This is a genomic window from Mycetocola sp. TRD_SC_2, from assembly GCF_055361225.1.
This window is the reverse complement of sequence record NZ_CM143954.1, coordinates 2912847-2937392: the sequence shown is the minus strand read 5'-3', so window position 1 is coordinate 2937392 and position 24546 is coordinate 2912847. Positions and strand designations below refer to the sequence as shown.

The 24546-nt window shown below is 63.2% G+C and carries 27 protein-coding genes; 7 read left to right on the top strand and 20 right to left on the bottom strand.

The window, feature by feature from the left end:
- Positions 1–76: 76 nt before the first annotated feature.
- From nhaA to ACWA1Q_RS14100, 3 genes are read right to left on the bottom strand one after another with little or no spacing between them, the layout of a single operon-like run.
- Positions 77–1999 (bottom strand): Na+/H+ antiporter NhaA, encoded by a 1923-nt coding sequence (gene nhaA, locus ACWA1Q_RS14110; protein ID WP_463758254.1) that lies wholly within the window; start codon positions 1997–1999, stop codon positions 77–79.
- Positions 2000–2004: 5 nt separating this feature from the next.
- The gene (locus tag ACWA1Q_RS14105) at positions 2005–2769 is read right to left on the bottom strand and encodes an SDR family oxidoreductase (RefSeq protein ID WP_463758253.1); all 765 of its coding nucleotides are present in this window, start codon (positions 2767–2769) and stop codon (positions 2005–2007) included.
- Complete coding sequence (locus ACWA1Q_RS14100) at positions 2766–3557, bottom strand: SDR family NAD(P)-dependent oxidoreductase (RefSeq protein WP_463758251.1); 792 nt, start codon at positions 3555–3557, stop codon at positions 2766–2768. The genes ACWA1Q_RS14105 and ACWA1Q_RS14100 overlap by 4 nt, the downstream gene beginning before the upstream one ends.
- 123 nt (positions 3558–3680) lie before the next feature.
- On the opposite strand from ACWA1Q_RS14100, the gene ACWA1Q_RS14095 reads away from it, so the two are divergent.
- On the top strand, positions 3681–4601 hold the full coding sequence (locus ACWA1Q_RS14095) for an AraC family transcriptional regulator (RefSeq protein ID WP_463758250.1): 921 nt from the start codon (positions 3681–3683) through the stop codon (positions 4599–4601).
- A 24-nt stretch (positions 4602–4625) separates the two neighbouring features.
- Here the strand turns inward: ACWA1Q_RS14095 and ACWA1Q_RS14090 are convergent, their stop codons facing one another.
- The gene (locus ACWA1Q_RS14090; protein WP_463758248.1) at positions 4626–5186 is read right to left on the bottom strand and encodes a TetR family transcriptional regulator; all 561 of its coding nucleotides are present in this window, start codon (positions 5184–5186) and stop codon (positions 4626–4628) included.
- 77 nt (positions 5187–5263) lie between these two features.
- On the opposite strand from ACWA1Q_RS14090, the gene ACWA1Q_RS14085 reads away from it, so the two are divergent.
- The gene (locus tag ACWA1Q_RS14085) at positions 5264–5653 is read left to right on the top strand and encodes a VOC family protein (protein ID WP_463758246.1); all 390 of its coding nucleotides are present in this window, start codon (positions 5264–5266) and stop codon (positions 5651–5653) included.
- 216 nt (positions 5654–5869) lie between these two features.
- Complete coding sequence (locus tag ACWA1Q_RS14080) at positions 5870–6847, top strand: NAD(P)H-quinone oxidoreductase (protein WP_463760874.1); 978 nt, start codon at positions 5870–5872, stop codon at positions 6845–6847.
- 125 nt (positions 6848–6972) lie between these two features.
- On the opposite strand, the gene ACWA1Q_RS14075 is transcribed toward ACWA1Q_RS14080, so the two are convergent.
- Together ACWA1Q_RS14075 and ACWA1Q_RS14070 are read right to left on the bottom strand one after the other, a co-directional pair.
- Positions 6973–7212, bottom strand: a complete 240-nt coding sequence (locus ACWA1Q_RS14075) for a hypothetical protein (protein ID WP_463758244.1) — start codon at positions 7210–7212, stop codon at positions 6973–6975.
- Between the two features lie 72 nt (positions 7213–7284).
- Positions 7285–8199: a hypothetical protein gene (locus ACWA1Q_RS14070; RefSeq protein ID WP_463758242.1), complete on the bottom strand. Its 915-nt coding sequence runs from the start codon at positions 8197–8199 to the stop codon at positions 7285–7287.
- A gap of 162 nt (positions 8200–8361) precedes the next feature.
- Here ACWA1Q_RS14070 and ACWA1Q_RS14065 point away from each other — a divergent pair, with 162 nt between their 5' ends.
- Both ACWA1Q_RS14065 and ACWA1Q_RS14060 read left to right on the top strand, forming a co-directional pair.
- Positions 8362–8706, top strand: coding sequence for a DUF8129 domain-containing protein (locus ACWA1Q_RS14065; RefSeq protein WP_463758240.1), 345 nt, complete (start codon positions 8362–8364; stop codon positions 8704–8706).
- 38 nt (positions 8707–8744) lie between these two features.
- Positions 8745–9041, top strand: a complete 297-nt coding sequence (locus tag ACWA1Q_RS14060) for a hypothetical protein (protein ID WP_463758239.1) — start codon at positions 8745–8747, stop codon at positions 9039–9041.
- Between the two features lie 19 nt (positions 9042–9060).
- Here the strand turns inward: ACWA1Q_RS14060 and ACWA1Q_RS14055 are convergent, their stop codons facing one another.
- Positions 9061–9426, bottom strand: coding sequence for a hypothetical protein (locus ACWA1Q_RS14055; RefSeq protein WP_463758237.1), 366 nt, complete (start codon positions 9424–9426; stop codon positions 9061–9063).
- A 70-nt stretch (positions 9427–9496) separates the two neighbouring features.
- Positions 9497–10195 (bottom strand): hypothetical protein, encoded by a 699-nt coding sequence (locus ACWA1Q_RS14050; protein WP_463758236.1) that lies wholly within the window; start codon positions 10193–10195, stop codon positions 9497–9499.
- Positions 10196–10692: 497 nt separating this feature from the next.
- On the opposite strand from ACWA1Q_RS14050, the gene ACWA1Q_RS14045 reads away from it, so the two are divergent.
- Both ACWA1Q_RS14045 and ACWA1Q_RS14040 read left to right on the top strand, forming a co-directional pair.
- The gene (locus ACWA1Q_RS14045) at positions 10693–11721 is read left to right on the top strand and encodes an adenylyl-sulfate kinase (protein ID WP_463758234.1); all 1029 of its coding nucleotides are present in this window, start codon (positions 10693–10695) and stop codon (positions 11719–11721) included.
- A gap of 45 nt (positions 11722–11766) precedes the next feature.
- Positions 11767–12126, top strand: coding sequence for a VOC family protein (locus ACWA1Q_RS14040; RefSeq protein ID WP_463758233.1), 360 nt, complete (start codon positions 11767–11769; stop codon positions 12124–12126).
- Positions 12127–12140: 14 nt separating this feature from the next.
- Here ACWA1Q_RS14040 and ACWA1Q_RS14035 read toward each other — a convergent pair whose 3' ends face one another.
- The 12 genes from ACWA1Q_RS14035 to ACWA1Q_RS13980 form a co-directional block, all read right to left on the bottom strand.
- The gene (locus tag ACWA1Q_RS14035; RefSeq protein ID WP_463758231.1) at positions 12141–12716 is read right to left on the bottom strand and encodes an LURP-one-related family protein; all 576 of its coding nucleotides are present in this window, start codon (positions 12714–12716) and stop codon (positions 12141–12143) included.
- 146 nt (positions 12717–12862) lie between these two features.
- Complete coding sequence (locus ACWA1Q_RS14030) at positions 12863–13294, bottom strand: hypothetical protein (protein WP_463758229.1); 432 nt, start codon at positions 13292–13294, stop codon at positions 12863–12865.
- Positions 13295–13394: 100 nt separating this feature from the next.
- Positions 13395–13889 (bottom strand): lipoprotein, encoded by a 495-nt coding sequence (locus tag ACWA1Q_RS14025; RefSeq protein WP_463758228.1) that lies wholly within the window; start codon positions 13887–13889, stop codon positions 13395–13397.
- Complete coding sequence (locus ACWA1Q_RS14020) at positions 13886–14827, bottom strand: NYN domain-containing protein (protein ID WP_463758226.1); 942 nt, start codon at positions 14825–14827, stop codon at positions 13886–13888. The genes ACWA1Q_RS14025 and ACWA1Q_RS14020 overlap by 4 nt, the downstream gene beginning before the upstream one ends.
- 5 nt (positions 14828–14832) lie before the next feature.
- Positions 14833–15204: a hypothetical protein gene (locus tag ACWA1Q_RS14015; RefSeq protein ID WP_463758224.1), complete on the bottom strand. Its 372-nt coding sequence runs from the start codon at positions 15202–15204 to the stop codon at positions 14833–14835.
- A gap of 172 nt (positions 15205–15376) precedes the next feature.
- Positions 15377–15664, bottom strand: coding sequence for a GNAT family N-acetyltransferase (locus tag ACWA1Q_RS14010; protein ID WP_463758222.1), 288 nt, complete (start codon positions 15662–15664; stop codon positions 15377–15379).
- 261 nt (positions 15665–15925) lie between these two features.
- Positions 15926–16471 carry a Pycsar system effector family protein gene (locus ACWA1Q_RS14005; RefSeq protein WP_463758220.1) on the bottom strand — a complete coding sequence of 182 codons (546 nt, stop codon included), beginning with the start codon at positions 16469–16471 and terminating at the stop codon, positions 15926–15928.
- Complete coding sequence (locus ACWA1Q_RS14000) at positions 16468–17409, bottom strand: adenylate/guanylate cyclase domain-containing protein (RefSeq protein WP_463758219.1); 942 nt, start codon at positions 17407–17409, stop codon at positions 16468–16470. The genes ACWA1Q_RS14005 and ACWA1Q_RS14000 overlap by 4 nt, the downstream gene beginning before the upstream one ends.
- Positions 17410–17515: 106 nt before the next feature.
- Positions 17516–18547, bottom strand: a complete 1032-nt coding sequence (locus tag ACWA1Q_RS13995; RefSeq protein WP_463758217.1) for an LLM class flavin-dependent oxidoreductase — start codon at positions 18545–18547, stop codon at positions 17516–17518.
- Between the two features lie 388 nt (positions 18548–18935).
- Positions 18936–19508 (bottom strand): DUF1643 domain-containing protein, encoded by a 573-nt coding sequence (locus ACWA1Q_RS13990; protein ID WP_463758215.1) that lies wholly within the window; start codon positions 19506–19508, stop codon positions 18936–18938.
- 56 nt (positions 19509–19564) lie between these two features.
- Positions 19565–22147 carry a DEAD/DEAH box helicase gene (locus tag ACWA1Q_RS13985; RefSeq protein WP_463758213.1) on the bottom strand — a complete coding sequence of 861 codons (2583 nt, stop codon included), beginning with the start codon at positions 22145–22147 and terminating at the stop codon, positions 19565–19567.
- Positions 22144–24315, bottom strand: a complete 2172-nt coding sequence (locus tag ACWA1Q_RS13980) for a DNA methyltransferase (protein ID WP_463758212.1) — start codon at positions 24313–24315, stop codon at positions 22144–22146. Before ACWA1Q_RS13980 ends, ACWA1Q_RS13985 begins: the two co-directional genes overlap by 4 nt.
- Between the last annotated feature and the right edge of the window lie 231 nt (positions 24316–24546).

Sequence of the window (24546 nt, the reverse complement as noted above, 5' to 3'; positions counted from 1 at the left end):
CGGGGTCCGTCCACGTATAGAGGACGGACCCCACGATTTTCCTCCCGAACCCGTCGAACCAGCGTGCCTGGTGCCCTCAAGTGGTTCGGTCGGATGCCACGTCGACGTCTGACCTCCGGATTACCCCAGCGGTCGGGAGCGTGGCGACCGGACTGGCGCCGGCCAGAGTCTCGCTCAAAGCCCCAGCGACGGCTCCATTCACCGAGTCCGCGTCGATGGGGCCCTCATAGCGGACGTTGTCGATGAAATACGTGGGCGCCTGATGCACGTGCATGGCTGCCGCATCCGCAGCGTCTTCGTCGACGCGATCGGCGCCGACCTCATCTGTCCAGGCACGGTGAAAGCGGCGTAGGTTGAGCCCGGCGGTGGCTGCCGCCCGGCTCATCTGGCGTTCGCTTGTAATCGGTGCTTCGGCGATCAGAGCATCCCGCATCTCCCAGAACCGGCCCTGCTCCGCGGCCGCCTCGGTCGCGAGAGCAGCTGCCCGACCGAATGAGACGTCGAGTGGCAGATGCCGGAACGCGTAGGCAACGTCGCGCCCGAATCGTCCCGCCATCTCGCGACGCATTTCGGCGGCATCCGGGGAATATGGTGTCGCGTGATTGCCGTACTCGACGACGGTGATGATCGCTGTTTCCGGGGAGCCGAGGACTCTATCGCGGCTCACATCGAGAGGCCGGACCAGACGCTCGCGGTGCGGAAAGCGGCGGCGTTCGCGCGCCCCGAGTATGAGGAAGGCGATCGACCCGAGAACAGCAGCGAGAAGAGTTGCGGCCAGAACGCCGATCTGAGCGCGACTGAGGTCCGCGGGGTCATCGAAAGCGAGCTCGGCGACGAAAAGCGAGATGGTGAATCCCATCCCGGCCAGCAGGCTGACTCCGGCGATGTGCGAGATCAGCAGAGTCGGGCTCAGGGAACCGGGCCGAACTCGGGCGACGATCCACGTCGACGCTGTGATCGCGACGGCCTTGCCGGCGACGAGCCCGATGATGATGCCCCAGGTCAAGGTCGAACTGAAAGCGTCGAGGAGGGACTCCTCAGTGATGCGCACGCCGGCATTCGCGAGCGCGAAGATCGGCAGGATGAACCACGAGATGTACGGCGAAAGTGCCCTGTACGCACGTTCGTTCACCGACACCGCACGTGCCAGCGACTCCTCGGCGTTGCGCGCGGCGTCTGCGGTCGGCAGCATCTGGAACGCACGGACGTGACCCTGAGCCCGGCGGATGTCATCGAATCGGGTCGCGAAGATCGGCAGGAAGAGCGCGATCGCCACGCCGGCGAGCGTGGCGTGCACCCCGGAAAGAAAGAACCCGACCCAGACCACGATCGACGGGATGAGGTACAACGGACCGCGCCACACTCCGAAATATCGCATCAGCACGATCAGGGCGAGACCGGCCGCGGCGAGGAGGAGGGGAAGCGCGGTGAAGGCATCCGTGTAGGCGACGGCGATCACGGCGAGGGCGCCGATGTCGTCTGCGACGGCGAGGGTGACGAGAAAAATCCTCAGTTGCGGAGGCATGGCGCGGCCGACGAGGGCGAGTAGCCCGAGAACAAAGGCGGTGTCGGTCGAGACGACGATTCCCCATCCGTCGACGGCCCCGGTTCCCCACGTGATTCCTACGTAGATGAGGGCGGGAACCACCAAACCTGCTACCGCTGCGATGATCGGGACGCTCGCGCGTCGCCAGTCGCGAAGCTCGCCGAGTTCGAATTCGCGACGGACCTCGAGTGTCACGTGAGCGAAGAACACGGCCATCAGGGCGTCGTTCACCCAGTGCTGCAGGGTCAGCTCGAAAGTCGCCTCACCGACGGCGAAGCCCAGGGGCATGTGCCAAAACGATTCGTAGTTGGTGCCCGGCAGGTTCGCCCACACCAGGGCAGCGATCGTGCCCGCGAAAAGAATAAGGGTGCCGCGCAAGGCTTCCGGGCTTCGGCGAAGTCGCGAGAGCATCGCGCGGGCCGTGGACTGAGTTGATCGAGCTCTGATGGTCATGATGTTCACGCGTTTTCGGTCGGAAGGAGGAGAACTTCGGCGAGGTTGGCGCCCCGGGGGAGCGCTGCAGTGAGGGCGACGACAGAGGCGATGGCTTCGGGAGTGACCGGGGAGTCGGCCCGGGCAGGGCGGGGATCGTGCTCCGCAGCGGTGGGGTTGCGCGGACCCGGTTCATGTGAGGTGGCGAAGCCAGGCTCGATGATGTGTACGCGGATACCACGCGGACCGTATTCGCTCCGCAGCGCTCGAGCCAGTTGCTTGATCGCGGCAGAGACGGCGTTGAAGACAGCGAATCGGGGCGATCGAATGTCTGTGCTGACGGCGCCGATGAGCACGAGGTCGGCGGGCGTTGCGTTGTCTGCGGCGTCCAGGAGGGGCGCGGCGAACGTCTGGGTCGCATGTAAAAGCCCGCGGAGGTTGACGTCGATCATCTCGCCCCAGTCCGCCGGTACCCCATCCTCGAACGCTGACCCGCTGATGACCCCTGATGACACAACGACAAGGTCGATCTGGCCAAACCGCGCGAGAGTGGCGGCGCGCGCGTCGTCGACGTCAAGCTGGGATGTGACATCCGCCACCACCGTCAGTACGCGGTCGCCTCCGCCCAGATTCCTGGACAAGGCATCGAGCCGATCGGCGTCCCGGCCGATGAGCGCGACTTTTGCGCCGGAGTCGACCAGCGTGCTCGAGATCGCGCGACCCATCCAGCCGGTGGCGCCGAAAACGACGGCGACCCGACCGGACAGGATTCCGCCCGATGCGGCGTTCACAGCGCGTACCCGCCCGTCACCTGGAGGTCCTGGCCGGTGATCCAGCCGGCATCATCTGACACCAGAAATGCAATGACCTTGCCGATGTCATCGGGCTCACCGATTCGACCAAGCGCTGTCTTCGCCGCAAGAGGCTCGATCACTTCGGGGAAGCGTTCGAACGCGTCGTCACCGAGTCGCGTGCGGGTCGGCCCGGGAGCGATCGAATTCACACGGATGCCACGGGTGGCGAGTTCCTTCGCCAGATATCGAGTTGCGGTGACGAGCCCGCCCTTCATGCCGGCATAACCGGAGTATCCCGGCTCGGTATCTCCCGGGCGCACAGAACTGCTTGAGGTGTTGACGATAGCCCCGCCGCTGGAGAGGAGCGGCAAGAGAGACTGAGTAAGAAAGTACGGGCCGCGAAAGAGGATCCGGTAGTACCGGTCGAAGGCTTCCTCCGTCATGTCCTCGAAGGCGAGACCACCGCCGACACCGGCGTTGTTGATGAGAGCGTGGATCGAGTCCGTTTGCCATGTCTCTTCAAGGAGTCGGTTGACCTCGCCTCGAAAGGCGGGGAATGTGTCGGTTCGTCCCACGTCGAGGGGGAGTGCTTCGGCCTGGCCGCCGGAGGCGCGGATCGCCGAGACGGTCTCGGCTGCTTCCTCGGGGCGAGAACGATAGGTGAGGATGACCCCCATGCCACGGGCGGCGATCTCGATGGCCGCGCTTTGACCGATACCGGCGCTTCCGCCGGTGATCACGACGACCCGAGTGGTGAATTCTGACGTGCCTGTTTGTGTGTTCATAAGTCCAGACAACCGCCAGTGTCATCCGACTTGTTAGGGCAAATCCAGCGACTCCTTGCCTGATCCTGCTCGGGTTGCGAGGATTCGGTGGCGTGGCCTCTGGGCCGGTGCTTGAATCGGAGCATGTCGTTCGCAGAGTTCCAGGGCTTAGTTGCCCGCCATGCCGGTCCGGGCATCACCGCGACCGCGATTCCCGGTGTGGCCGTCGCGCGGATGGACGAGGGTGGATCGCCGGATGAGACGACGACCGGCACGATCCTGGCGGTGGTGGCGCAAGGTTCAAAGAGGATCTCAGTCGGCGGAACTGTGCACGACTACGGCCCTGGGCAATACCTCGTGGCATCCGTCGATCTTCCCGTTACCGGGCAGTTCGCCGATGCGACGCCGGAGCGGCCGGCGCTCGGCTTCGGGCTCGAACTGCGCGCTGAGGTGGTGGCCGAACTGATGCTCAGCGCGGCGGCGGCCGATTTCCAGCGCCCCACGCGCGCTGCACCTCCCGCTGTTGTCGTCGGAGAAGTCACTGAGCGGCTGCTCGACGCGACGGTACGCATGCTGAGGCTGCTCGACTCGCCGCGCGACATCCCGGTGCTTGCTCCGCTCATCGAACGGGAGATTTTGTGGTTGATCATGTCTGGGGACCAGGGCGCGACGGTCCGGCAACTCGGTCTCGCTGACAGCAGCCTCAGTCGGGTGCGGCATGTGGTGCGGTCCATACGTGACCGCTACGCTGAGCCGCTCCGGGTCGATGAACTCGCCGGACTGGCGCGCATGAGCCCGTCTGCGTTTCACCGGGCCTTCCACGCCGTCACGGCGATGAGCCCGATTCAGTACCAGAAGAGCATCCGCCTGCAGGAAGCACGCCTTCGTCTCCTTGCGCATCCGGGCGATGTTGCGGGCACCGCCTACGCCGTGGGCTATGAGAGCCCGTCCCAGTTCAGCCGGGAGTATCGACGCCAGTTCGGTTCACCGCCGAGCCGGGACGTGGCGATGCTCCGAGACCGTGTTGAGCCGACTGCGGATCTTGCATCGGCAGTATTGCCCTGACGGCGCTCCCGCGGGAGCCAGCCGTCAGGCGCGGCGCAGAGAGCGGATCATCCGCAGGAGCGCGGCCTCTGCCTCACGGGCGTCGCCGCCGGCGGCAATCCAGAGGGCAGCTTCGTTCATCGCGCCGCTCAGCAGTGCCGATGCGGCGGCCGGGTCGGCGTCGAGATCGTCGAGCGCGGTGAGACCCTCCGTCAGCAGTTGGGCCGAGTGTTCGGCATCCGTTCGACGCCACTCGTCCCAGCCGACGACGGCCGGGCCGTCGATCAACACGATTCTGCGGATGCTCGGGTCGACCGCCGCCCGGAGGAACGCGATGCTTCCGCTCTCGATTGCCGTCCAGCCGTCACCGGGTGCGGCATCCGCCACCGCCGACGCGATGCTCGCCTGGGCGTCGGCGAGAACGGCTGCGAACAGCCCTTTTTTTCCGGCGAAGTGGTGGTAGACGGCGCCTCGGGTCACCCCGGCGGACTCCGCAACCTGCTCGACGCTGATCGCGGCGAACCCGTGCTCGGCGAAGAGCGCCCGCGCTACCTCGCGCAACCGGCGCTCGGTCTCTGCGGTCTGTTCCCTGCTTGATCTCGGCACGCGATTCCCCTTTACATACAAGGTGTATTTATACTAGCCTCGCTCATACATACTCACTGTATCTATTTGGAGGAGTCATGATCACGTCTATCTACCCGGTCCTGATGGCTACGGATGTTGCGGCGAGCTCCCGGTATTTCATTGAAGCCTTCGGATTCGAGGCGGTCTTCGAGAGCGACTGGTACGTCTCGCTGCGACGGGATGCCTGGGAGCTGGCGATTCTGGATGCCGCCCACGAGACGATCCCCGACGGCTACCGCACCCCTGCCGCCGGAGTGCTTCTCAACGTTGAGGTCGAGGATGCCGACGCTGAGTACGCGCGGCTGACGGAGCGCGACGACACTGAGCTCGCGCTGGACATTCGCTCAGAGGAGTTCGGCCAGCGGCACTTCATCGTGGTCGCGCCGGGCGGGGTGCTCGTCGACGTGATCCAGCCGATCCCGTTCACGGGTGTGTTCGCGGAGTAGCGGGCTGTCACCCGCGTGATTCGGGAGGAAAAACAGGGGGGTAGTCCGCGTATAGGGCATGAACCCCGCGATTTTCCTCCCGAACGCACAGCGCCCCGCCGATACCGTGCGCCGCGACTCTGCCGTGAGGTCACGCCGAGACCGTCGACTCGCCCAACCGACCGTGAAACGATGGGACGCACGCCATCAACGACGGGGGAGCACATGACGAGCACCATGCGGGCAGTCGAGTACCAGGGCGCGGGCGGCCCCGACGTTCTCGGCATCGTCGAACGGCCTCGGCCGGAACTGAAGCCCGGCGAAGTGCTCGTGCGCGTTGCCGCGGCCGGGCTGAACCGGGCCGACGTGCAGCAACGGAAGGGTGTGTACCCGCCGCCGCCAGGGGCATCCGATATTCCGGGCCTCGAGATCAGTGGAACGATCACTGCCATCGGCGACGGCGTGGACAGTTTCGAGCTTGGCGCTGAGGTGTGCGCGCTGCTGGCCGGCGGTGGCTACGCCGAATACGTTGCCGTGCCCGCCGGACAGGTTCTCCCGACCCCCACAGGCATCGGCCTGATCGATGCCGCCGCGCTGCCCGAGGTTGTCTGCACGGTCTGGTCGAACCTGTTCATGAACGTCCGCGTCGAGAAGGGCGACTGGGTCCTCATCCACGGAGGCGCCGGCGGCATCGGCACCATGGCGACCCAGCTCGTCGCGGCCCACGGCGCACACCCGGTCGTGACCGCTGGCAGCGAAGCAAAGCTCGCGTACTGCTACAGCTTCGGCGCCGAAGCCGGCATCAACTACCGCGACGAGGACTTCGTCGAAGAGATGCTCGGCCACTCCGACGGGCACGGAGCGGATGTGATCCTCGACGTCGTCGGCGCGAAGTACCTCGACCGCAACCTCCACGCCCTGGCGCCCGGCGGTCGGCTCGTCGTCATCGGCCTTCAGGGCGGCGCGAAGGCCGAGCTCGACCTCGGCCTGCTGATGTCACGCCGCGCGAGCGTGCACGGCACAACCCTCCGGGCGCGTCCGGTCGAGGATAAGTCGCGCATCGTTGCGGATGTCGCGGCGCACGTCTGGCCGCTCCTCGCGTCGGGAACCGTGCGCGCCGCCGTCGAAGCCCGCTACCCGCTCGACCAGGCTGCAGTCGCCCACGAGCACTTCGACTCGGGGGAGCACACAGGCAAGATCCTGCTGACGATGTGAGTGCAACTCCGCTCGCTGGAGGAGCGCCAGCGACGAAGCGGAGGGTTTGCGTGGCGCCGCGGCTTCGCTTCGCTCCGAGCGAGCCGCGGAACTACCGGCGGTCTTCGAGGTCGCGAGCCGCGGAACTACCGGCGGTCTTCGAGGTCGCGAGCCGTCAAACGCTCGGACGGATCCGGCGTCCGGAATGGTGGGTCCTCTGAAGCGACACCATCCGCCCCGGAATCCTCGGACGGGTCAGCAGCGCCGGGAAGAACATCGGGTTCCTCGGTCAGCGGCGTACCGGGAGCTCCGGGTCCGGGTTCGGCCGCCGCGGGGGCGTCGTCGGGCTCGCCTACTTTTGGGAGAAAGGGTTCTGACATCGACATGGGCCCACCCTGACACCCGCGGCGAACCTGTGGCCACCCCTTGACCCCTGTGCGGGATCATCGCTATCGGCGCTACGCGGTCTCGAAGTAGTGCGTGACCGCGCCGCTGGACTCGCTGCCGTATCGGAGAGACCAGAGGCCGCCCGTGGCATCCGCCGTGGGAATCGCGATGACCACGTTGCCCACGCCGCTCTCGCCGATGCCGAGCGTGTACTGGATGTCGGCGAGGTCTGCGGGCGGGGGCGTTGCCATGGCGTTCGAGACCGTGTGAACCGTGCCGTCGGCGGCGACGTATTCGACCTCGATCGAGTCGGGCGGCAGGTTCGACGCCGCGAGCGTCGTGAGTTCGACGGTGGCCATCGCCCACTGCATGCCCGCCGGCGCTGTGGTGTTGCCGTCGATTGCGAGTACCACGTCGTCCGCATCGAGAACGGATGCCGTCACGGCCGCCTCGAAGATGCCCGCTCCGTCGGCGTCGTTGAGTTCAACGACGGTACCGAGGGGGAGTGGATCCATGACCGGTGCGAGGGGCGACGGCGTCGGAGAGGGAACGGGGGTCGCGGTGTACGTCGGCAGGTCGCGCGTCGACTGCTCGATCGCGCCGCCCACGGCGAAGATGAACCCGAACGTGTAGACGAAGAACATGAGGAACGCGAGCACCATGGATGCCGCGGACAGCGCCGTTCCCCACGCCGCCTGCTTGCGCGGCCGGTCGGCGAGCACGAGTCCGATGATTCCGACGATGATGCCGGCGGTTCCGGTGAAGAACGCGAAGATGTTGACGAGAGGGATGAACGCGAGAACCACCGAGACGATACCGATGATGAGGGCGGCAAGCCCGGGCCCGTTGCTGCGCTGTGGCTGCTTCGGCCCGACCACCGTGTACCCGTACGGCACCTGCGGCGGATGGAACATCGGCGGCTGCCCATACGCGGGCTGCTGCGAGGGGTCCGACGGTCCATAGGGGCTCTGCGGTGGGTTCGTCATGCTTCGAGTCTGCCCGAAATCGGCGCCGAAGGTGCGGGGGAGCGCTCCCCAGCCGGATGCCGGGGGTCGCGTCGAACCTGTCGGTCACCCTGTCAACGCCTTGCGACTCACTCGCTCCCCGCCTTGGATGGATCGCAGGGAAATACGACGAGGAGGAAACACATGAACGACTCGATCGAACACAGTGACTTGCCGCTTCCGGAGTTCGACCACATTCCGCTCGGGACACTTCCGCAGCGCATCGCACCTCTCGACGAAGCCGGCGTCACCACGCTGCTCGAGTACGAGCAGGCCCATGCGAACCGGCTCCCGGTGGTGCAGGTGCTGACGCACCGCCTCGAGGCGCTGAAGAATGGGGCTGAGCCGAGCGGAAGCATCCCGGATTCGATGCCCGAGGTGCGCACGGGCAGCGACGTGCCCGCGCCAGGACCCAAGACGGATGCTCCGCCGGTCAACCCGCCGGCGCACGGCAACCCGGCGAACCCGCCCGGGCAGCCCCGGCGTTAGCGGCGCCGCCGGGCTCCGGCGGCAGCTATCTTGAGCGTATGCGCGCCGAACTGATCGACCCCCGCGACCAGACCATGCAGATCGACGACCCGGCTTACCGGGTCTACTTCTGGGCCGAAGGTGGCGGAGCGAAGGAAGAGTGGGAACTCTCCGGCGCCGATCTGGACGAGGTGGTGGAGTGGATTCCTGAGCACGCCCGTGGCCGGTCGCACAGCCTCTGGGCTGTGACGCGCTCGGCGAGTGAGATCTGTCTCATCCGGTTGCGTGGGATCGACCTCGACCTCGACGCCGAAGCTGACACCTGGCCGGTCTGGGCGCGCGAAGTCTTTCGGTAGCCTCGGCCGACACCGCTGATCACTCCGGCTGTGTGATCCTCGGACGCAGCTCTTCCGGCATCGGGAACGGCAGCAGAAACTCCCGCTCGGCCACGTCGTGCGCTCCCCAATCGTCGCGTGTCACGCGGATGCCACTCGGCGAGAGTTCCGCGATGCGCACGCCGATCCATCGCCCGTCGGGGAGGCGAAGCTCGTAGGGGTCGGCGAGAAAGCTCAGCCCGATGGCGTTGAGGGTTTCTTCAGCGCTGTGCCAGTCCAGCTCGCCGGTGCGGGCACGACCGAGCAGGTCGACGACAACGAAGCCGTCACCGGTGGGCGTCATCCATCCCAGGAGCTCACGGTCACTGCCGCGCCGATGCTCGATCCACTGCTCGATCCTTGTCATGCCCTCGAGCGTAGCGGTGAGGTCCTGCGGCCCTCGGTCGGCTGACCGAGGGCCGCAACAGGTCTTCGACCTACGGCTTGACGAAGAGTTCGTCAGCGAACATGCCGGGGCGCACGCGAAGCAGGACGGTCTCGCCGTCGGGCACGAGGTAGGCAGCGGATCCGGTGACGGATGCCCCGTTGAAGAGCTCGTCGATTCCCATGCTGTCGTCGAGGATGACCAGGTTGTCGTAGCTGTTGACGACGTTGCCGCCGCTGGTCACCATGTCCAAGCCGACCTCGAGGGCGTAGGACGAGTCCTCGCCGGTGTAGGTGATCGTGTAGTTGACGATCTCGTAGTGCGACCCGGCGGGGGCTGCGTCGTTGAACTCGTTGGCGGTGACGATCGAGCTGCCGTCTGCGGTGTACGAGTTGATGACGACGGTCCAGTCGTCGTTCTTGATCGTGGAGCCGATGTCGACCGGGTTGTCCCGTGAGCCGTCAGCGGCGCCTGAATCCTCTGCCGGTGCTTCATCGGCCGATTCCTCGGCGGCTTCTTCGTCCGCTTCCGCAGGCTCGACGGCGGAAGTGCCACCGCTGCTGAACGCTTCATCGAAGGAGGTCGCAACGACAGCGAAGAAGACGATGACACCAACGATGGTGCCCACGATCGAGATGATGAGTCCGGCGATGCCGAGACCCTTTCCCTTGCCCTTGAGGAACAGCGATACGAGGGAGAGGACGAACGCGATCGGGAGAAGCACCCAGCCCACGATGAGCGCCCCCGGCATGCACGCGAAGATGAAGCCGAGAATGGCGACGATCAGAGCGACGAGAGCGACGACGTTCCGGCCCTGCTTCGGCGGCGGTCCCTGCTGGCCGTAATTCGGGCCCTGGGCTGTCCGTAGACCGGGACTTGCGGTTGGTTAAACGGCGGACCCTGCGGCTGTCCGTAACCGGCACCCTGCGGCTGGCCGTACACGGGAGCCTGGGGCTGGCCATAAATGGGAGGCTGCTCCTGCCCATACATCGGGGGCTGCTGCTGTCCATAAACGGATGTCTCGGGCTGGCTGTTTGCGGGCACCTGTTGCGGAGCGTAGGAGGGCTCAGGCTGCTGAGGTGAAGTGGGGGTCGGCTGCGGGCCCGTCTCGGGCTCGTTGAAAGTCATGCGCCGAGTGTGTCACCGAAGGGGAGCCTGTCGGCAGTCCCAGTGAAGGTGTGACCCGGTCAAGGGGGAGCGGGGCTTCTGCGCCAACGCCCCCTGGAGCCAGCCCGCTATCGTCGCAGTATGGAGCCACTCGATAAGTACGCCACCACCGTCGTGCGGATGTTCCCCGACTACGCCGACACGGTGCTGTGGTTCCCGGACCCCGTCGCCTACGATGTGGCGAAGCTGAGCCCGGGCCTCGTGCAGGCTCTGCGGGAGTGGGAACAGTCCTATTACGACGCGCTGACCCACAGGTTCCGGTGGCAAGTGAAGCTGGCCGCTCGCCGGCTCGATAAGCATGGGTACGAACTCGCCGAGCGCGTCGCTTCCGAACTCGGCGAGAAGTTCCTGGTCGATTACCGCTCGCTGGTCGACCCGGACGACGTGACAAACATGGGCGTCTCGAATGCCCCATCGTTCAACCCGGATGCTGAGGCTGCCTTCACGGCGCTCGCCGCAGCATCCCACGAGGAGCACGTGCGCCTGCAGAGAATCACGGACGATCCGAACGGGTCAGGTGTCGGCTGGTTCGCGTACGCGCCGAATACGGGAGAGGTCTTTCGCTCATCAGAAACGTCGCACGAAACGACACCAACCCAGGTCATCTTCATCGGCGGGCGCTCCGGCGTCGGCAAGACGACCGTTGCTCTCGCGCTACATGACCTGCTGCGGGAGAGCGATGTCGAACATGCGCTGATCGAGGGTGACAATCTCGACCTGGCGCATCCCGCTCCGTGGGTGGAGCATCCGGATGCGCGACTGGCCGAGAACAACCTCGCCGCTATGTGGGGCAATTACCGGGCGCTCGGCTACTCCCGGCTGATCTACACGAACACGGTGTCCGTGCTGCAGATGTCGCGGTTGAGCATGGCGCTCGGGGGCGAGGTGGATGCCGTCGGCGTTCTTCTCGAGGCACGCGACCGGCAGGTGCGGCAGCGGTTGGGCAGTCGTGAGCGTGGCCGGTCGCTGCGCGAGCACGTGAAGCGAAGCAGCGCGGCGGCGAAGCGACTGAAGAACGAGGCGCCCGACGAGGTTCACCGCGTGAGCACGAACGGTCGCACGCCGGAGCAAATTGCGGCCCGCCTCCTTAAGCTCATCAACTGGGAGTGACTCGACTCTTCCCTTGCCGTCCTTTTCCGTCGTAGTCTCGCGGTCATGATCGGAGAATTTCGCAGCGTCGTGCTCGACTGCCCGGACGCCAAAGCCCTCGCCTCGTTCTACGAAGAGCTCCTCGGAATGGAGCGCATCATCGACCGCGACGATTGGGTCGCCCTGCAGAAACCCGAGGGCGGTCCGCGGGTCTCGTTCCAGCAGATCGACGACTACAACCCGCCCCAGTGGCCGGGGCAGGTCGTGCCCCAGCAACTGCACATCGACGTCACGGTTGCCGACATGGATGTAGCCGAGCAACAGGTGCTCGGCCTGGGCGCGACGGATGCCGGCTACCGCGAGGAGGACTTCCGCGTCTTTCTTGATCCGGCCGGTCACCCGTTCTGTCTCGTCGACGGGAGCTGACGTCCGATAGCGCCTTAGCGCTGCATCAACGCATCCAGGCCAACAGCGACGGATGCCGCGAGGCGGTAGTCCACTCGCTGATCGGGCACGTCAACGGTGTAGCGGTCGCGCAGGCTGAACTGGCGTTCGCTCGACATCACGACGGCGCCGGTCGCTTTGTCCGTGAAGTCGAAGTGGAACGAGAACGGAAAGTTGAGGACCCGGCGCGCAATCGCGGTCACCTGATTGCGTTCCTGGCCGAAGGCTTCGAGGTTGGGTCCGTAGAGGTGGAAGCTCGAGCGCAGCATGCTCGCTTTGAAGTCCTTCTGGAACGCGCCGAGCGCAGTTCCGTCTGCGGCGGTGACGTCGTAGGTGGCCGCCAGGTCCATGATGTTGCGGGCCTTGAAGCTGAAGAGCGGCTGGGTCCGAGCCTCGTCGGCGAAGAACGCCACTTGTTCCTTCATCGCCATGCGCTTCTGCTGGGCAATGGCGATGACTCGTCCAGCGGTGCCATCGGGGTTCGCCTCGACAACTTCGTACCGGTTCACCATCATGGTGAATCGCTGCTTGACGAAGAAACGGGGAAGGTACTGGAGCGTGGTGGCGTTCATCGGTGCCTTTCGTCGGGGACGCGAGGTGCGGCCCGGGTATAGAGAGGAATCGCGATCGTCGCTGCCCCCAGTGGAGCGTATCGGTGAACCGTCGGTCGAGTAGCGAGGAACGAGCGTATCGAGACCCTCTGTCCGAAGCCCTTCGCTCAGCCGCGTCGGCTCGAGGAGCCGGTGAGTGACGCCGGGTCGCCGGGATAGGGAATGTGTGGTCGCATCGCTTGAAGTTCGCGCAGCTCCTCCGGCGTCAGCTTGCCATCCCGGGCGCGTGCCGCGACGGCCATCTGTTGGGCGTCACTGACAATGCCGCTTCGACGGGCCTTTTCCTCGTGCTGCATGATCGCCCACGCGAAGATCGCGCGTTGTTTCTTGGTCGACTTTGTGAACTGCCGGATCAGCCAGATCAGGCAACCCAAGAACACGAAGGACACAAAGAGGTACATCACTCCGCGGCCTTTTTCTTCTTCGGCGTCGCTGAGAAAAGTCCACGTGGCGAGAGCGAAGGCGCCGATCGCGATCAGGGCACTGACACCGATCTGTGACGCCCAGTATGCGTTCCCTGTTGCGTGCTTGTGCGCCATGGGTGGGAGCGTAGCACGGGCTTTTTGGGTCACACCGGTCGTTCAGGACGAGCGTATCGAACCGTTCACTCTTTCAAGCAGCGGGCCGCAGTTAGCCCGGCTATTCAGTGCCGAGTGCTGTTCTTATGCCCTCGGTCTTTGTCTGGTCATCCACCGCAACAACGATCATTTCTGTGCGCACGAGCTGTGATTCGACGATGCCGAACTGTTTGATCTGCTCAAGAAAACTGATGTAGTCGTCTTCGCTGGCGAAGGCGTAGATCTGGATCCTGGAGCCCTCATACGTGCCTTCGCCCCATTGAGCAGCAAAGGGAGCAACTGAAGAAGACATCGTGTAATCGACAACACCGAGCTTTTCCGCAACGGACTCTGGTGTCGCGGCTTCGGGTGCTGCTTCGGGCGCGCTTGGCTGCTCAGCCGATACGGAAGCCGTTGGATCCGGAGCTCCTTCCGGCGTACTGACATCTCTGGATCCGGAAGTCGAACACCCACTAAGTAGGAGGACAACCGAAATCGCGATCAAAAACTTCTTCATGCTGCGATCAATACTGAGGTGGGCGCGCCGCCACTGCAGACCGCGGATGGCTGAGGTCAACTCTTGAGCTTCAGGCGCAGCGGCGGGCTGGTCTTATCGATCTCGATGATCGTCTGGCGCGACTTGAGGAAGTCGGAGAACTGACCGTGCCCCAGCGGCCGCTCCTGGAACGAGGGGTCGATCCGCTTCATCTGCTGCTTCACGGCCGATGCGTGCTGCCATTCCAGATCGTTCTTCGCGAGCAGGTCCAGCGCCCGCTTCAGCGTCGCGGTCGCCGTCTTCTGCGGATTCCGCGGCGGGTCAACGGGTGCCTCGGGCAAAGCGTCGGACTCCGCCACGCGCTTTCGCAAGGGAGCGGCGGGAATGTCCGTCATTCCTGAGGAGGCCGTGGTCGCGTGGTCAGCGGGGAGGAGGACCGGAATGATCTCGACTCCGGGCAGGGCGTCGTAGTCGGCGTACTCGTCGCAGGCGGCTGCGAGGGCGGTGCTTGTCGCGCCGGAGACGCCGATGCCCACGACGTAACGGTCGAGGCGTTTGCAGCGCTGGGCGAGGGGGATGTAGTCCGAGTCGCCGGCGACGATGATCACGTGGGTGAGGCCTTTGAGTCGGAAGCTGTCTTCGAGGACGTCCACGGCGAGCCGGATGTCAGCACCGTTTTTCAGCGAGTAGGCGGTGGGAAAGAGCTGGGTGAGGTCTACTGCGCGGCCGATGAGCTGCTTCTGGTAGCTGGCGTTGAACGGTGCGGACCAGTCGGCGTAGGCGCGGCTGACGACGATGGTTCCGAACGAGGAGGCGTAGTCGAGGATGGCAGCGACGTCGACGGTGGCTTCGCGGATGCGGGCGGCGACCGCCGGATCGGAACCGCTCCGGTTGGCGATGAAGGTGCGGACGCGGTCCTTGGTGAACTGTCCGTCACCGTGCAGCTGGTTATAGCGGGAGATGACGATGTTGTCGAAATCGATGTAGACGGCGACGCGCTCACGTGTCTTCTTGGCCATGCGGGTCAGGCGCCGACGACGGTAGTTGAGCTGGATGACGCGGCTACGGCGGCGAACCACAGAGCGGTGGTAACGATCGAGAGGGCGATGACGAGATAGCCGAGGACGAGTCCGGTCAGCGCTCCGCCCTTGCCCACACCGTTGCGTGATGCCGTGCCCAATCCGATGTGCCCGAACACGACCGCGAGCACTGCCGGCAGGAACGCGACGAACATCATGAAAAGCCCGAAAATCGGAATAGGAATCCAGATCCCGAAGACGATCGCGACGATGCCGAGCACCAGGGCGGTGACCGCCATGCCGTTCGACGGCTGCTTGACGACGGACTGGTAGATGACCTGCTGTTGGCCGTAGGGGTACTGCTGGGGTCCACTCACACCTTCCACCCTGGCAGGGCCGAAGGCCGCTCGGCAGCACCAGTTTGGGGCGACCATCATTTTGGTGTTCTCAGCCCAATCGAACGATGCGGGCGTTCGACCAACCCCAGAGATCTCTACTTGCGCCGCGCTAACCCTCGGTCGAAAACGCGACGCGAGAAACGAAGCACGCTCAACTCTCGTCGTGTCCCCAACGGGCATGTAGCCCGGATAGTTCCTCAGGGGGTCCTTCCGCTTCAGGAGTCGCGGTGAACGAGAACAGGCTTGGGTACTTTTTCTCCAAAGATTCAAGAAATACACGCCCTTCGGGCGTTTCAGCCATGCCATGAAAACGCGTCGCTTCGGGATTCTCGGCGACGACACGAGCGAACAGTTCACTGGCTACGTGTTGCCGTCGATAATCCTCTCGCACGCCAACGTTCTCGATGTAGACCGAATCGCCCGATGTGCGGATAGCCATGCTCCCTAGCTCGATACCGCGATCATCGCGCTTCTCTACGCTCCACTGCGAGATCTGGGTCGAATCGGAGCCATCCGATATTGGTAGGTAGCTAATCAACGGTGCCTCCGGCTTTGGTGTTCGTAGTCAGCAGAAGCCTAGGGCTCGACACATATTTGTTCCATACGGGTAGCCGTTGAGCCGTATCCTCAGGATCACGCGCACCAAGCCCGTCGTTGCTCAGCATCCACTCCCGCGTTTCTCGGCCCCGGCTGGCATGGTTTAGGCGAATGTCGCGCTCAACAAGATCGCGAGAGTGCACATCACGCCGCAGGCTGCAAAAAGCCAAAGACCGGCTTGGATGCCCCTATATTTTCGATCGACGATGCTTGATACCGCTATTAACTGGTCGAGTACCCGGCCGTCACGTGTGTCGGCCGTCGAAATGAGCTTTCCTTTTAGATCGGCAGGTGAAGTTGAAACAACGTCACCGAAATAGGCCACAATTCCAGATTGGCGTTGTCGTCGATACTTCGTTCGCGGATATACCGCATAGGCGAGGGCTACCAATCCTGCGACGCCTGATAGGGCGCCGGTCCACCAGATCCACTGAGCGCACAAACAGAGCTGTGAAGGGAGCCAATCTCCCGCAATCAGCGCCGCCAGCAAAGACCCGACGACCACCCCCGCGGCAGCGAGAAGCAGGGCCGCCTTGTTGTCGGCGCGGCTAAGTTCGTCACGCGCCTCACTGAGGATGCCAGTAGCTAGCTCGATGTGAGCCGAGTCATCCTTCGCCTCTTTCGCACTCCATGTGACTCGGATCGTCATAGCGAACCCTCAGTCTCCCCGCGCAACTGCTTTCTCTCACGGTCCCGAGACTTCCGCGCGTCTATTTGTGCCAAGCTGCCAGAAGCCAGAAGATTGCGCTGGCTTCGCTCGGATACGTCCACGTCGCCACGGTTCTTGCTTCCAGCGAGGATGTCGTTGAGGAACTGCTCGCCATGGATGTCACACCACTTGCTTTCAAGCGACTGGCCGAACTTCTGTTCCCCCGGAATCTTTTCGAGAGTTTTTGCGGTCCACAAAAGCGAAGGGTGTCCTGCATTTGCGACGCCGCCTTTGCAGCCACACGAAAAGGTAAGAAAGTCGTTATCCTCTATCGCGTCCCACACTGCACCCGTAACCATGATGCGCTCGGGATCGGTTTGTTGTGCCGCCTTGGCGGCATAGTTGACCGCGCGACCCGCCCAGACCGGCTCCTGGAGGTCGAGGTGTCGTGCCAGTCCGACGCGTTTCGCAAGGATCGGACCACTAGCGACTCCCAATTTAAATCCGGTTGACGGGGCATCGGGCCACTTGCTCTCAAGCTGGGCGGTGAAGTCAGCGGAGAAGGTGTGGATCGTGATTGCTGCACACATGGCCCTCTCATACCGAAGGTCGCCCCAAAAGAGCCCAAATCCGCCGTCACCCTGGATGTCCACAAAGTTGGCTTCCACCTGCTCAAGGACTTTGACCGCGCCACCTACGCCCGCGTCGTAGATGCTGGCCGTACTGGCTGGTGACCGTTTTCGCTCAAGTTCAGTTGACGATTTCAAATCGAAGAAGACGGCTACCACGTCCGTGAGCCTGTGCCATCGAGCCGCATCGACGGGGAGCTTCTCCACGTCGAACGATTTGTCTTTGAGCTCGACTTCGGGCTGCTTCGAGAATTTGATGCGCGTGCGTTCGGCGGTCGAAGCAAGCAGCTCGTTCAGTGCAAGTGCCATGGCGGCCGGTCCTTTCGAGATTAGCGTCAGGCTATTGCAGTCAAATGGGCTTAAAATATACTTGGACCAAATGTCCCCGGAAATGGGGGACCGGTAGCTTGCCGATCTACGCGAGCAACTCCCGCACCATCGGAATCACCTGCGTGCCATACAGCTCGATGCTCGTCATCAGCTGATCGTGCGGCATCGGCCCGTTCGAGTACTTGAGGTCGAACCGGTCCAGCCCCAGCGTCTGCGCCGTCGCCGCGATCTTCCGCGCCACCGTCTCCGGCGACCCCGCGTAGAGCGAGCCGTGCTCGATCTCGTTCACGTACTCGGTCTCGGTTACCGGCGGCCAGCCACGTTCGGCACCGATCCGGTTCCGGTTCGCACGGAAGTGCGGCCACAGCTGCTCGCGCGCCTCCGCGTCGGTGGCGGCGATGTGTCCGGGGGAGTGGGCGCCGAGCGGCATCTGCGGAAGTCCGAGCTGCTCCGACGCCCGCCCATACAGTTCTACGTACGGCAGGAACCGGCCCGGGTCGCCACCGATGATCGCCAACATCATCGGGATGCCGGTTCGCACCGACCGCACGACAGACTCCGGTGATCCGCCAACACCGATCCAGGTAGTGAGCCGGCCGGACTCGGTCTTCGGGAAGACGTCCTGGTTGGTGAGCGGTGCGCGGTGGCTTCCGGACCAGGTGATCGGCTTTTCCTTGAGCAGCTGCACGAAGAGGTCGAGCTTCTCGTTGAACAGGGTCTCGTAGTCGGCGAGGTCGAAGCCGAACAGCGGGAATGACTCGGTGAACGATCCGCGACCGAGGATGACTTCTGCGCGGCCGTTGCTGGCGGCATCCAGTGTCGAGAAGCGTTCGAAGACGCGGATCGGGTCGTCGCTGGAGAGTACGGTGACGGCGGAACCGAGACGGATGCGTTCGGTCTGGCCGGCGATCGCGGCGAGCACCATGTCGGGGGCGGAGACGGCGTAGTCGTCGCGGTGGTGTTCGCCGACGCCGATGAAGTCGATGCCGACCGAGTCGGCGAGCACGCCCTGGGCGATGACGTCGCGGATCACCTGGGCGTCGCTCTGGCGTTCGCCGGTGTTGTCGACGGTGACGTCGCCGAAGGTGTCGAGTCCGAGTTCGAGGTGCTGAGCCATTGCCGTATCCGTTCAGTCGAAAGTCAATGCGTACGCATCATCCACGCCAACGGGCGACGTCGCGCACGTATTCCCAATGCGCTGGCGCTTCGATACGCGTTCGATGTGAGAATGCAGATGGTCGCAAAGTGCGCAGTCGAGCAGATGACTATGGAGCGTGCGATCCTGCAAGTGAAAGAGGCTGTGTCAGGTCTGCCATACCAGCTAGAGCAGGTCGCCGTGCATTTGCTCGATAGCGAAGGGTTCTTGTTTCTTTGCCCAATGCAGCGGTGCGCCCAACACGCAGCGTAAAGCGAGAGTGCACGTTTTTGACACCCAACGGACTGGGACTGGCAACTCTCCCCGCTCGGCGACCTGCCGGGACGATGCGTGGGAGTCTGCTGAGATTTCATTCGGGGTAGGGAGGTCCTTTCACGATGCTTTCAGCGGGGGCTGCAACGAGGACCTGCTTCAAACGCGCGTCGAAAGTGCCACCGGTGGTGCGACCATGTTTGTCAGCAACGAACTGGTGCCATCGCGATGGATGTCGCGGCGATCCTCCTACCGTCCAGATAAGTTCGTGGCCGTAGCGGGCGGCCTCCGCCAACACCCACGCCGCACGCTCGTCTCGAATCTTCTGCATTCGGCCCGAAGTGCCCGAAATGCCCCACGCTGCAAGCACTCCATCCATGGTTCGCAGTTGCCTGCCAAGCTGCTCTTGCACTTCGGGCCAAGCCTCTCGAATCATGGCTATCTGGTTTAGTTCGACGACGGTGGGAGTGGGCTCAGCGAAAAGGTTCGTGACCGCAACCGTTTTGTAACCGAGAACGTGAGCTGCTCGGCGAACGGCCCCTAGTGATCGCGCCCCGCTTGAAGCGCTGGGCGGATTCAGCAAAACCGCAAGCAACTGCGAGTCGCGCCGCTCGAGCGTCGTCCCGGGGACCTCCTCGCGACCGAGTGGGTGGATTTCAAGTCCGGGCACTAAACCCAGTCGACCTCCGCAGCACGAAACGGTTACATCCGACAAATCGATCCGGCTCAATAGTCTCTCGCTGCGTCTCCACGGTAGAGGTCGTCGGCGGAGCTGGCCTGCGCAATGGCCACGCGAACGCCCTCGTCTGTAATGTCGAGCACGCGGAGATTGTTGTCAACTTTCGAGACCGCTTCGATTCGATGGAATGCGTCACCGTACTCCGCAGCATACCTAGCCAACCCACGGAGTTTCGGGAGAGCATCGGGTAGATCATGCCAGTGCGGGTCCACTATTGAAGGACGAATGATGTTCGCGACTTGTTGAAACAGAATCAAGTCGGGGAACAGCCTGCGCCAGGCGCCTTTCGCGTCGGTGTAAGCGATGGCAAGCGCGTCGTCAGAGCGAGCCGGATTGCGGTACCAGGCGAGGGCGTGGGGCAATTCTCGATCTAGTACTTCGCGTTCCCAGGATCCAAGTGCACCGATCGGGAATTTCCCGTCTACGTCGCTCATTAGGTGATGTTCGCGACTAATAACGGCATTGCCGTCCAGGTCCTCGGTCGACTCGGTGCGCACTTTCGGGCGCACCAGCGGAATGGTTTGCGGCAGGGCCGACATCGAAGTGAGGTCCGAGTAAATGGGCTTTCGTTCGTCTGCCAAGGCCTTGATCGGTATGCGGTATTCGCGAAGCCACTCCTCAGCCAGCGCGGTGGCGGTTCGGTCGAGTTCCTCGGCCACCCCGGGAATCCGGGCAAGCGCAGCCGTAGTGAGATGCGCGGTGTAGAAAGCTTCATCCTCGTCACTTATCCGGTCAGCAACGCGCTCCGCATAGCGAGCGGCGAGCTCTCTGCCCAGCACACGTCCGGCCGCGCGGTACTCGGCCTCTACTGCCCGCTCGTCGGCGACATCGCTGAACCCATCTCCGTCATCGATGCGCCCCGTCCGGATGGACGCTACGAGAGTTGTGCCGTTGACGGTACTGATGGCTTCGCGAGCTGCGAGGAGGTTCTTTTCGTGTTCAGCAGCAATGCCGTCGAGTTTCGCCAAAAGCTTGTCGTAAGCGAGCCGTGTTGCCCCGGGCAGGATGCCGTCGAACGCGAGCGCCTGCGCAAGGCCTGCCAGGCGGGATACCGGCCGCGCTCCCCTGCGTGGGAGTGTCTCGGAGGGAAGCTCATCGAACGTGTCCCAAACTTCGGCGCTGATCCTCTCATTGGGTTGCATATCGATAGGTCCGATGAGTACCCGGCGCCCTTCTCCGCCGCCAGAGCCACCGCTCCCGCCAGAATCGTCATCGCCGTCGGAGCCCCCGAGGAGTAGCCGCACAACGCGGGAGGCGGTGTCCTTCGCAAAGAATGGCAGTATGCACTCGACCGAATTAAGGAGATCGTTACCGGGCACACGACGAGCGAGGGGCGTGCGTACCATCCGACCGAGAAGTTGCGTGATGTGGGTGTCATCGCTTGCAGGGCGGAACGAGACCAAAACCTCCGCACGTGGACAGTCCCAGCCGGTGCTAATCGCGTCCTTCGCGAGCAGCACGCGGACAGCAACCCGCTCTTGCACGTGCTCTGGGCTGACATACTTAATCAAGTGCCCACCAATGTTTAGGTCACTGTGATCGCCGAAGACGTGGGCGATACTTGAGCCGGTGATCTGCGGCCACTCGTCGAAAATGGTCTGCACAGCCTCGACCAGCATGGCGTCGCTCGGGGTATTGGGAACCTGCACGACGAGTAACGGCACGACCGGATTGCCACCGGCGTGCTGGTTCTTCTCGTATTCGGCCCAGAGGCGGTCGGATTCGCGAATTTGCTTGACTCCACGCCGCAGTAGCACGGTGTCAAATCTGCCGGCCTCCGCCGGAAAATGAAGGCGGATATCGTCTTTGAGGAGCCCGGACTCTTGGACCCGCGCCGCGTCCACTGCGACGGCGGGGAGAATGGTCCGACCGCTTGACTCGTTCATGGCGGCGTTGAACCTGTCGACTGTCGCGCTTATACCCATCACTATCGGCACGGCAGGAGCTCCTGCCTCGCCGTTGATGAGTCGGCGAACGATGGTGGATTTCTCAACGCGCTCAGTCTTGCTTCGCTTGCGCATACCGCGGTGGGCCTCGTCGAGGATCACATACAAGGTGAGGTTCGGATCCTCGATCGTGTTGCGCAGGATGTCCCAGAACGTCTGGGCTTGGTTGTCCGGCGGGATGAGCATGTCTTCAGAATTGGTCTCAGTGCCACCACGTACTAGCCAGGATCGGGCGGACAACTTTTGGCTATTGAGGAAATACACGTTGCCCGCCTCAAGACGTGGCTCGCTGAAATTGCTGCCGATCACTTTCAATCGCGAATACGGAATTTCGTCGGACGCCTGAAGGATTCGAAACCGAGTCTGTTCATTGAGCGATGGGTCATCGGTGAACCACAAGACGACCGCGCCCGGTTCAGCCTCGAAATTGAGGTCCTCGTTTCCGTGAAACAAAGCTTCGATGATCGCCGCCGCCATAACGGTCTTGCCAGCACCTGTGACGGCCGACAGCGAAAAAGCTGAGGTTCGGGAGCGAGCACCATGGAAGTAATCGCGTGCATCAGAGAGATTGCCCAGAGCGTCGCGGACGGCGTCCTCCTGGTAGTCCTTGAGCGTGAATTTCACGAAGCACTCCCCGAGTTGATTGTGAAGTTGGTCAAATATGATTCATAGAGGCGGACGGGCTCGGCGTGTGAGGGTAATTCGCTACACACGAGTTGGAACTCTCGGTCGTCATTTGTCACGATGAACGCCATCCGAGCTGTCTGTTGTGCCCTGAACGCGTCTATGAATGCGCGCGACCGATCGAGTTCAAAGAGCACACCATATGTATCCACGACGGCAAATCCCGCAGCCGGCACATCGCAGATCCGCGTACCTTCGGCGCCAGCACGCAACCATAAAAGCGGCGCGATCGCCTCGAACGACCGATTGTGGGCGATCATGCGAGGTGTCTCGTACGTGAGGGTGAAGAACTCGACGTTCTCCTCGAAACCGTCTGCCATCGGGAAAACGTCGGTGAAACGATACTCGCCTTTGACTGGGTTACCCGCTGGCGTGGAACCCGTTATCGCGGCTGAGATGCGGGGCTTAGTGATGTAGTCGCAAATGCCCAAGCGTTCCCAACCAGGGTCCCCTGGGCGTAAACCCTCCGTCCGGAGGCGTACTTGCTCGTCGACAGCGACCTCATTGTTGGTAATCGAGATCGAACGACGTCGTCCGCCGTCCTGCTTGTTCAACCGCATCACGGCATGCGCGGTTGTCCCGGAACCAGCGAAGAAGTCAAGAACGATGGCGTCGGGCTTGCCCGCGAGGAACAGCCTCAATGAGTCTTCCACCGCGTACAGCGACTTCGGGAACGGGAAGGATCGGCCGCCCAGCAGCGCCTTCACGAGCGAGGTTCCGTAATGCTCAGAATTGTGCGATTGCATGGACCATTGCGTGCGAGGGATCCTCGCGGTTGAAACGCGGATCGTGCCTTTGACCGAACCGTCTGGAGCCCGCTCTGCGAGCGCTTCTGCATTTCCCTCGAGTGCCTTGATAGTCGAACTGGTCAAGTACTGAATTAGGTATGGCTGAGGCCGGTCCGGTGTCGGTTTGCCTGCACGCACGTAGCCGTTACTCCATCGCTGATCGAAGGCGATGTCTGTGAGGCTCCAGTTCATCTCGGTTCCGTCATCTCTCACCGGAAAAACTGCGATAGTGCCGGCTGGCGGGACGTAGTCGGTGATCATCATTGAAGTTGGGATGGGATCTCCCCTGCCAACGATGCGGCCAGTGGTTTGGTCGATATGGATGGCATAGAACTGGTTGGGCCCGCAGGCGCCAGGGCCAGTCCGCCCACGGACGCTTGCAAGATTGCGGCGCCGCATCGTGTCCCAGGGAAGCTTTTGCTCCACCTCGGCAGCAGTCGCGCCCTCGACGTCCGCTGGTAGTCGCCCCAGCGTCGCGTCCCCTTGCCAAACGAAGAACAGGTACTCGTCGACGCGGTTAAATTCATTTGAGCGTCCGGTGCCCTTCGGATTGATCTGGCTCGACACCATCTGTATGGTCGCGTCCTGAAAAGTCTGTTCGAGAAGCAACCCGAGCCGGAGGTACTCCTTTTCGTCGATTGTGACGATGAGCACTGAACCGTCCGGGTTCAACAGGCGTTTTGAGAGCTCGAGCCGGCGTTCCATGAAAGCCAGCCACTTCGAATGGCGGTAGATGTCCTCGCCGTCAACATAGTCGTTGTTGTATTTCCAGTCGCGTGCACCGCTGTTGTATGGCGGATCGATATAGATAGCGTCGATCTTGCCCTCATGCGTATAAAGCAATGTCTGCAAGGCGTGGAAGTTCTCGCTATTGATGAGGGTGTGAAATGGCTTGTCGTTTCCGCGTTCGATTTTGCCCGTCGAGACCAGGCCAGGATAAATGGGGTCCCTAAACTCGGCAACGACAACTAGGTCTTCGATCGCGCGGATCTCAGTATCCGGTTCGGTCTGCCCGACGTCTCCCTCGGGAACGTGCTCAATCAGGTGGGCCGTGGGGGTGCCTCCGGCCTTATTGATTGTTGCTACGCGCCAGGTTCGGGTATCGACGTCCACGGCTGTGCCGCGCTCGGGGATGAACTTTACCTTGTCGCCTTTGCGAACAGGTCGTGACGAGATCTGAACGATTTCAGGCGCGTGCGGCTCGAAGTAGAGACCGACGCGGCGCGGGCCATTGGCCTCGTTGAACGCCTGTTCGAGATCGGAAGCGAGCTGTGAATTCAGGCGCTCTACGTGCTTGATGAGCTGGGAAAAGCGGGACACGTCGCCAGCTTAGTGTCGGGCTCAGGGACTATGCCGCCGCCGCGCCACCCCCGACTGGGGAAACGAGATCTATCGCCGTTGACGAGGCCTTCTCGACACGCTGAGGCCCGGGCAAGACCGGCACCGCCCGCAGCATCGGAACCGCGCCAGGTTCTGTTCGGCTTCAGGCTGAGCCCACCTCTTTGCCGATGAGGGAACCGTTGACGACTGGAGCTCGTCTCCTACCGCGCA

Excerpts from the sequence above, each read along its gene's own strand:
- ACWA1Q_RS14085 (WP_463758246.1), top strand. The coding sequence starts at position 5,264 with ATGATCACGTCTATCTACCCGGTCCTGATGGCTACGGATGTTGCGGCG.
- ACWA1Q_RS14100 (WP_463758251.1), bottom strand. The coding sequence starts at position 3,557 with ATGAACACACAAACAGGCACGTCAGAATTCACCACTCGGGTCGTCGTG.
- ACWA1Q_RS14060 (WP_463758239.1), top strand. The coding sequence starts at position 8,745 with ATGCGCGCCGAACTGATCGACCCCCGCGACCAGACCATGCAGATCGAC.
- nhaA (WP_463758254.1), bottom strand. The coding sequence starts at position 1,999 with ATGACCATCAGAGCTCGATCAACTCAGTCCACGGCCCGCGCGATGCTC.
- ACWA1Q_RS14035 (WP_463758231.1), bottom strand. The coding sequence starts at position 12,716 with ATGAACGCCACCACGCTCCAGTACCTTCCCCGTTTCTTCGTCAAGCAG.
- ACWA1Q_RS14000 (WP_463758219.1), bottom strand. The coding sequence starts at position 17,409 with ATGGCACTTGCACTGAACGAGCTGCTTGCTTCGACCGCCGAACGCACG.
- ACWA1Q_RS14020 (WP_463758226.1), bottom strand. The coding sequence starts at position 14,827 with ATGGCCAAGAAGACACGTGAGCGCGTCGCCGTCTACATCGATTTCGAC.
- ACWA1Q_RS14040 (WP_463758233.1), top strand. The coding sequence starts at position 11,767 with ATGATCGGAGAATTTCGCAGCGTCGTGCTCGACTGCCCGGACGCCAAA.
- ACWA1Q_RS14050 (WP_463758236.1), bottom strand. The coding sequence starts at position 10,195 with ATGCCGGGGGCGCTCATCGTGGGCTGGGTGCTTCTCCCGATCGCGTTC.
- ACWA1Q_RS14005 (WP_463758220.1), bottom strand. The coding sequence starts at position 16,471 with ATGACGATCCGAGTCACATGGAGTGCGAAAGAGGCGAAGGATGACTCG.
- ACWA1Q_RS14080 (WP_463760874.1), top strand. The coding sequence starts at position 5,870 with ATGCGGGCAGTCGAGTACCAGGGCGCGGGCGGCCCCGACGTTCTCGGC.
- ACWA1Q_RS14065 (WP_463758240.1), top strand. The coding sequence starts at position 8,362 with ATGAACGACTCGATCGAACACAGTGACTTGCCGCTTCCGGAGTTCGAC.
- ACWA1Q_RS13995 (WP_463758217.1), bottom strand. The coding sequence starts at position 18,547 with ATGGCTCAGCACCTCGAACTCGGACTCGACACCTTCGGCGACGTCACC.
- ACWA1Q_RS14030 (WP_463758229.1), bottom strand. The coding sequence starts at position 13,294 with ATGGCGCACAAGCACGCAACAGGGAACGCATACTGGGCGTCACAGATC.
- ACWA1Q_RS14045 (WP_463758234.1), top strand. The coding sequence starts at position 10,693 with ATGGAGCCACTCGATAAGTACGCCACCACCGTCGTGCGGATGTTCCCC.
- ACWA1Q_RS14095 (WP_463758250.1), top strand. The coding sequence starts at position 3,681 with ATGTCGTTCGCAGAGTTCCAGGGCTTAGTTGCCCGCCATGCCGGTCCG.
- ACWA1Q_RS14055 (WP_463758237.1), bottom strand. The coding sequence starts at position 9,426 with ATGACAAGGATCGAGCAGTGGATCGAGCATCGGCGCGGCAGTGACCGT.
- ACWA1Q_RS14075 (WP_463758244.1), bottom strand. The coding sequence starts at position 7,212 with ATGTCGATGTCAGAACCCTTTCTCCCAAAAGTAGGCGAGCCCGACGAC.
- ACWA1Q_RS14010 (WP_463758222.1), bottom strand. The coding sequence starts at position 15,664 with ATGGCTATCCGCACATCGGGCGATTCGGTCTACATCGAGAACGTTGGC.
- ACWA1Q_RS14070 (WP_463758242.1), bottom strand. The coding sequence starts at position 8,199 with ATGACGAACCCACCGCAGAGCCCCTATGGACCGTCGGACCCCTCGCAG.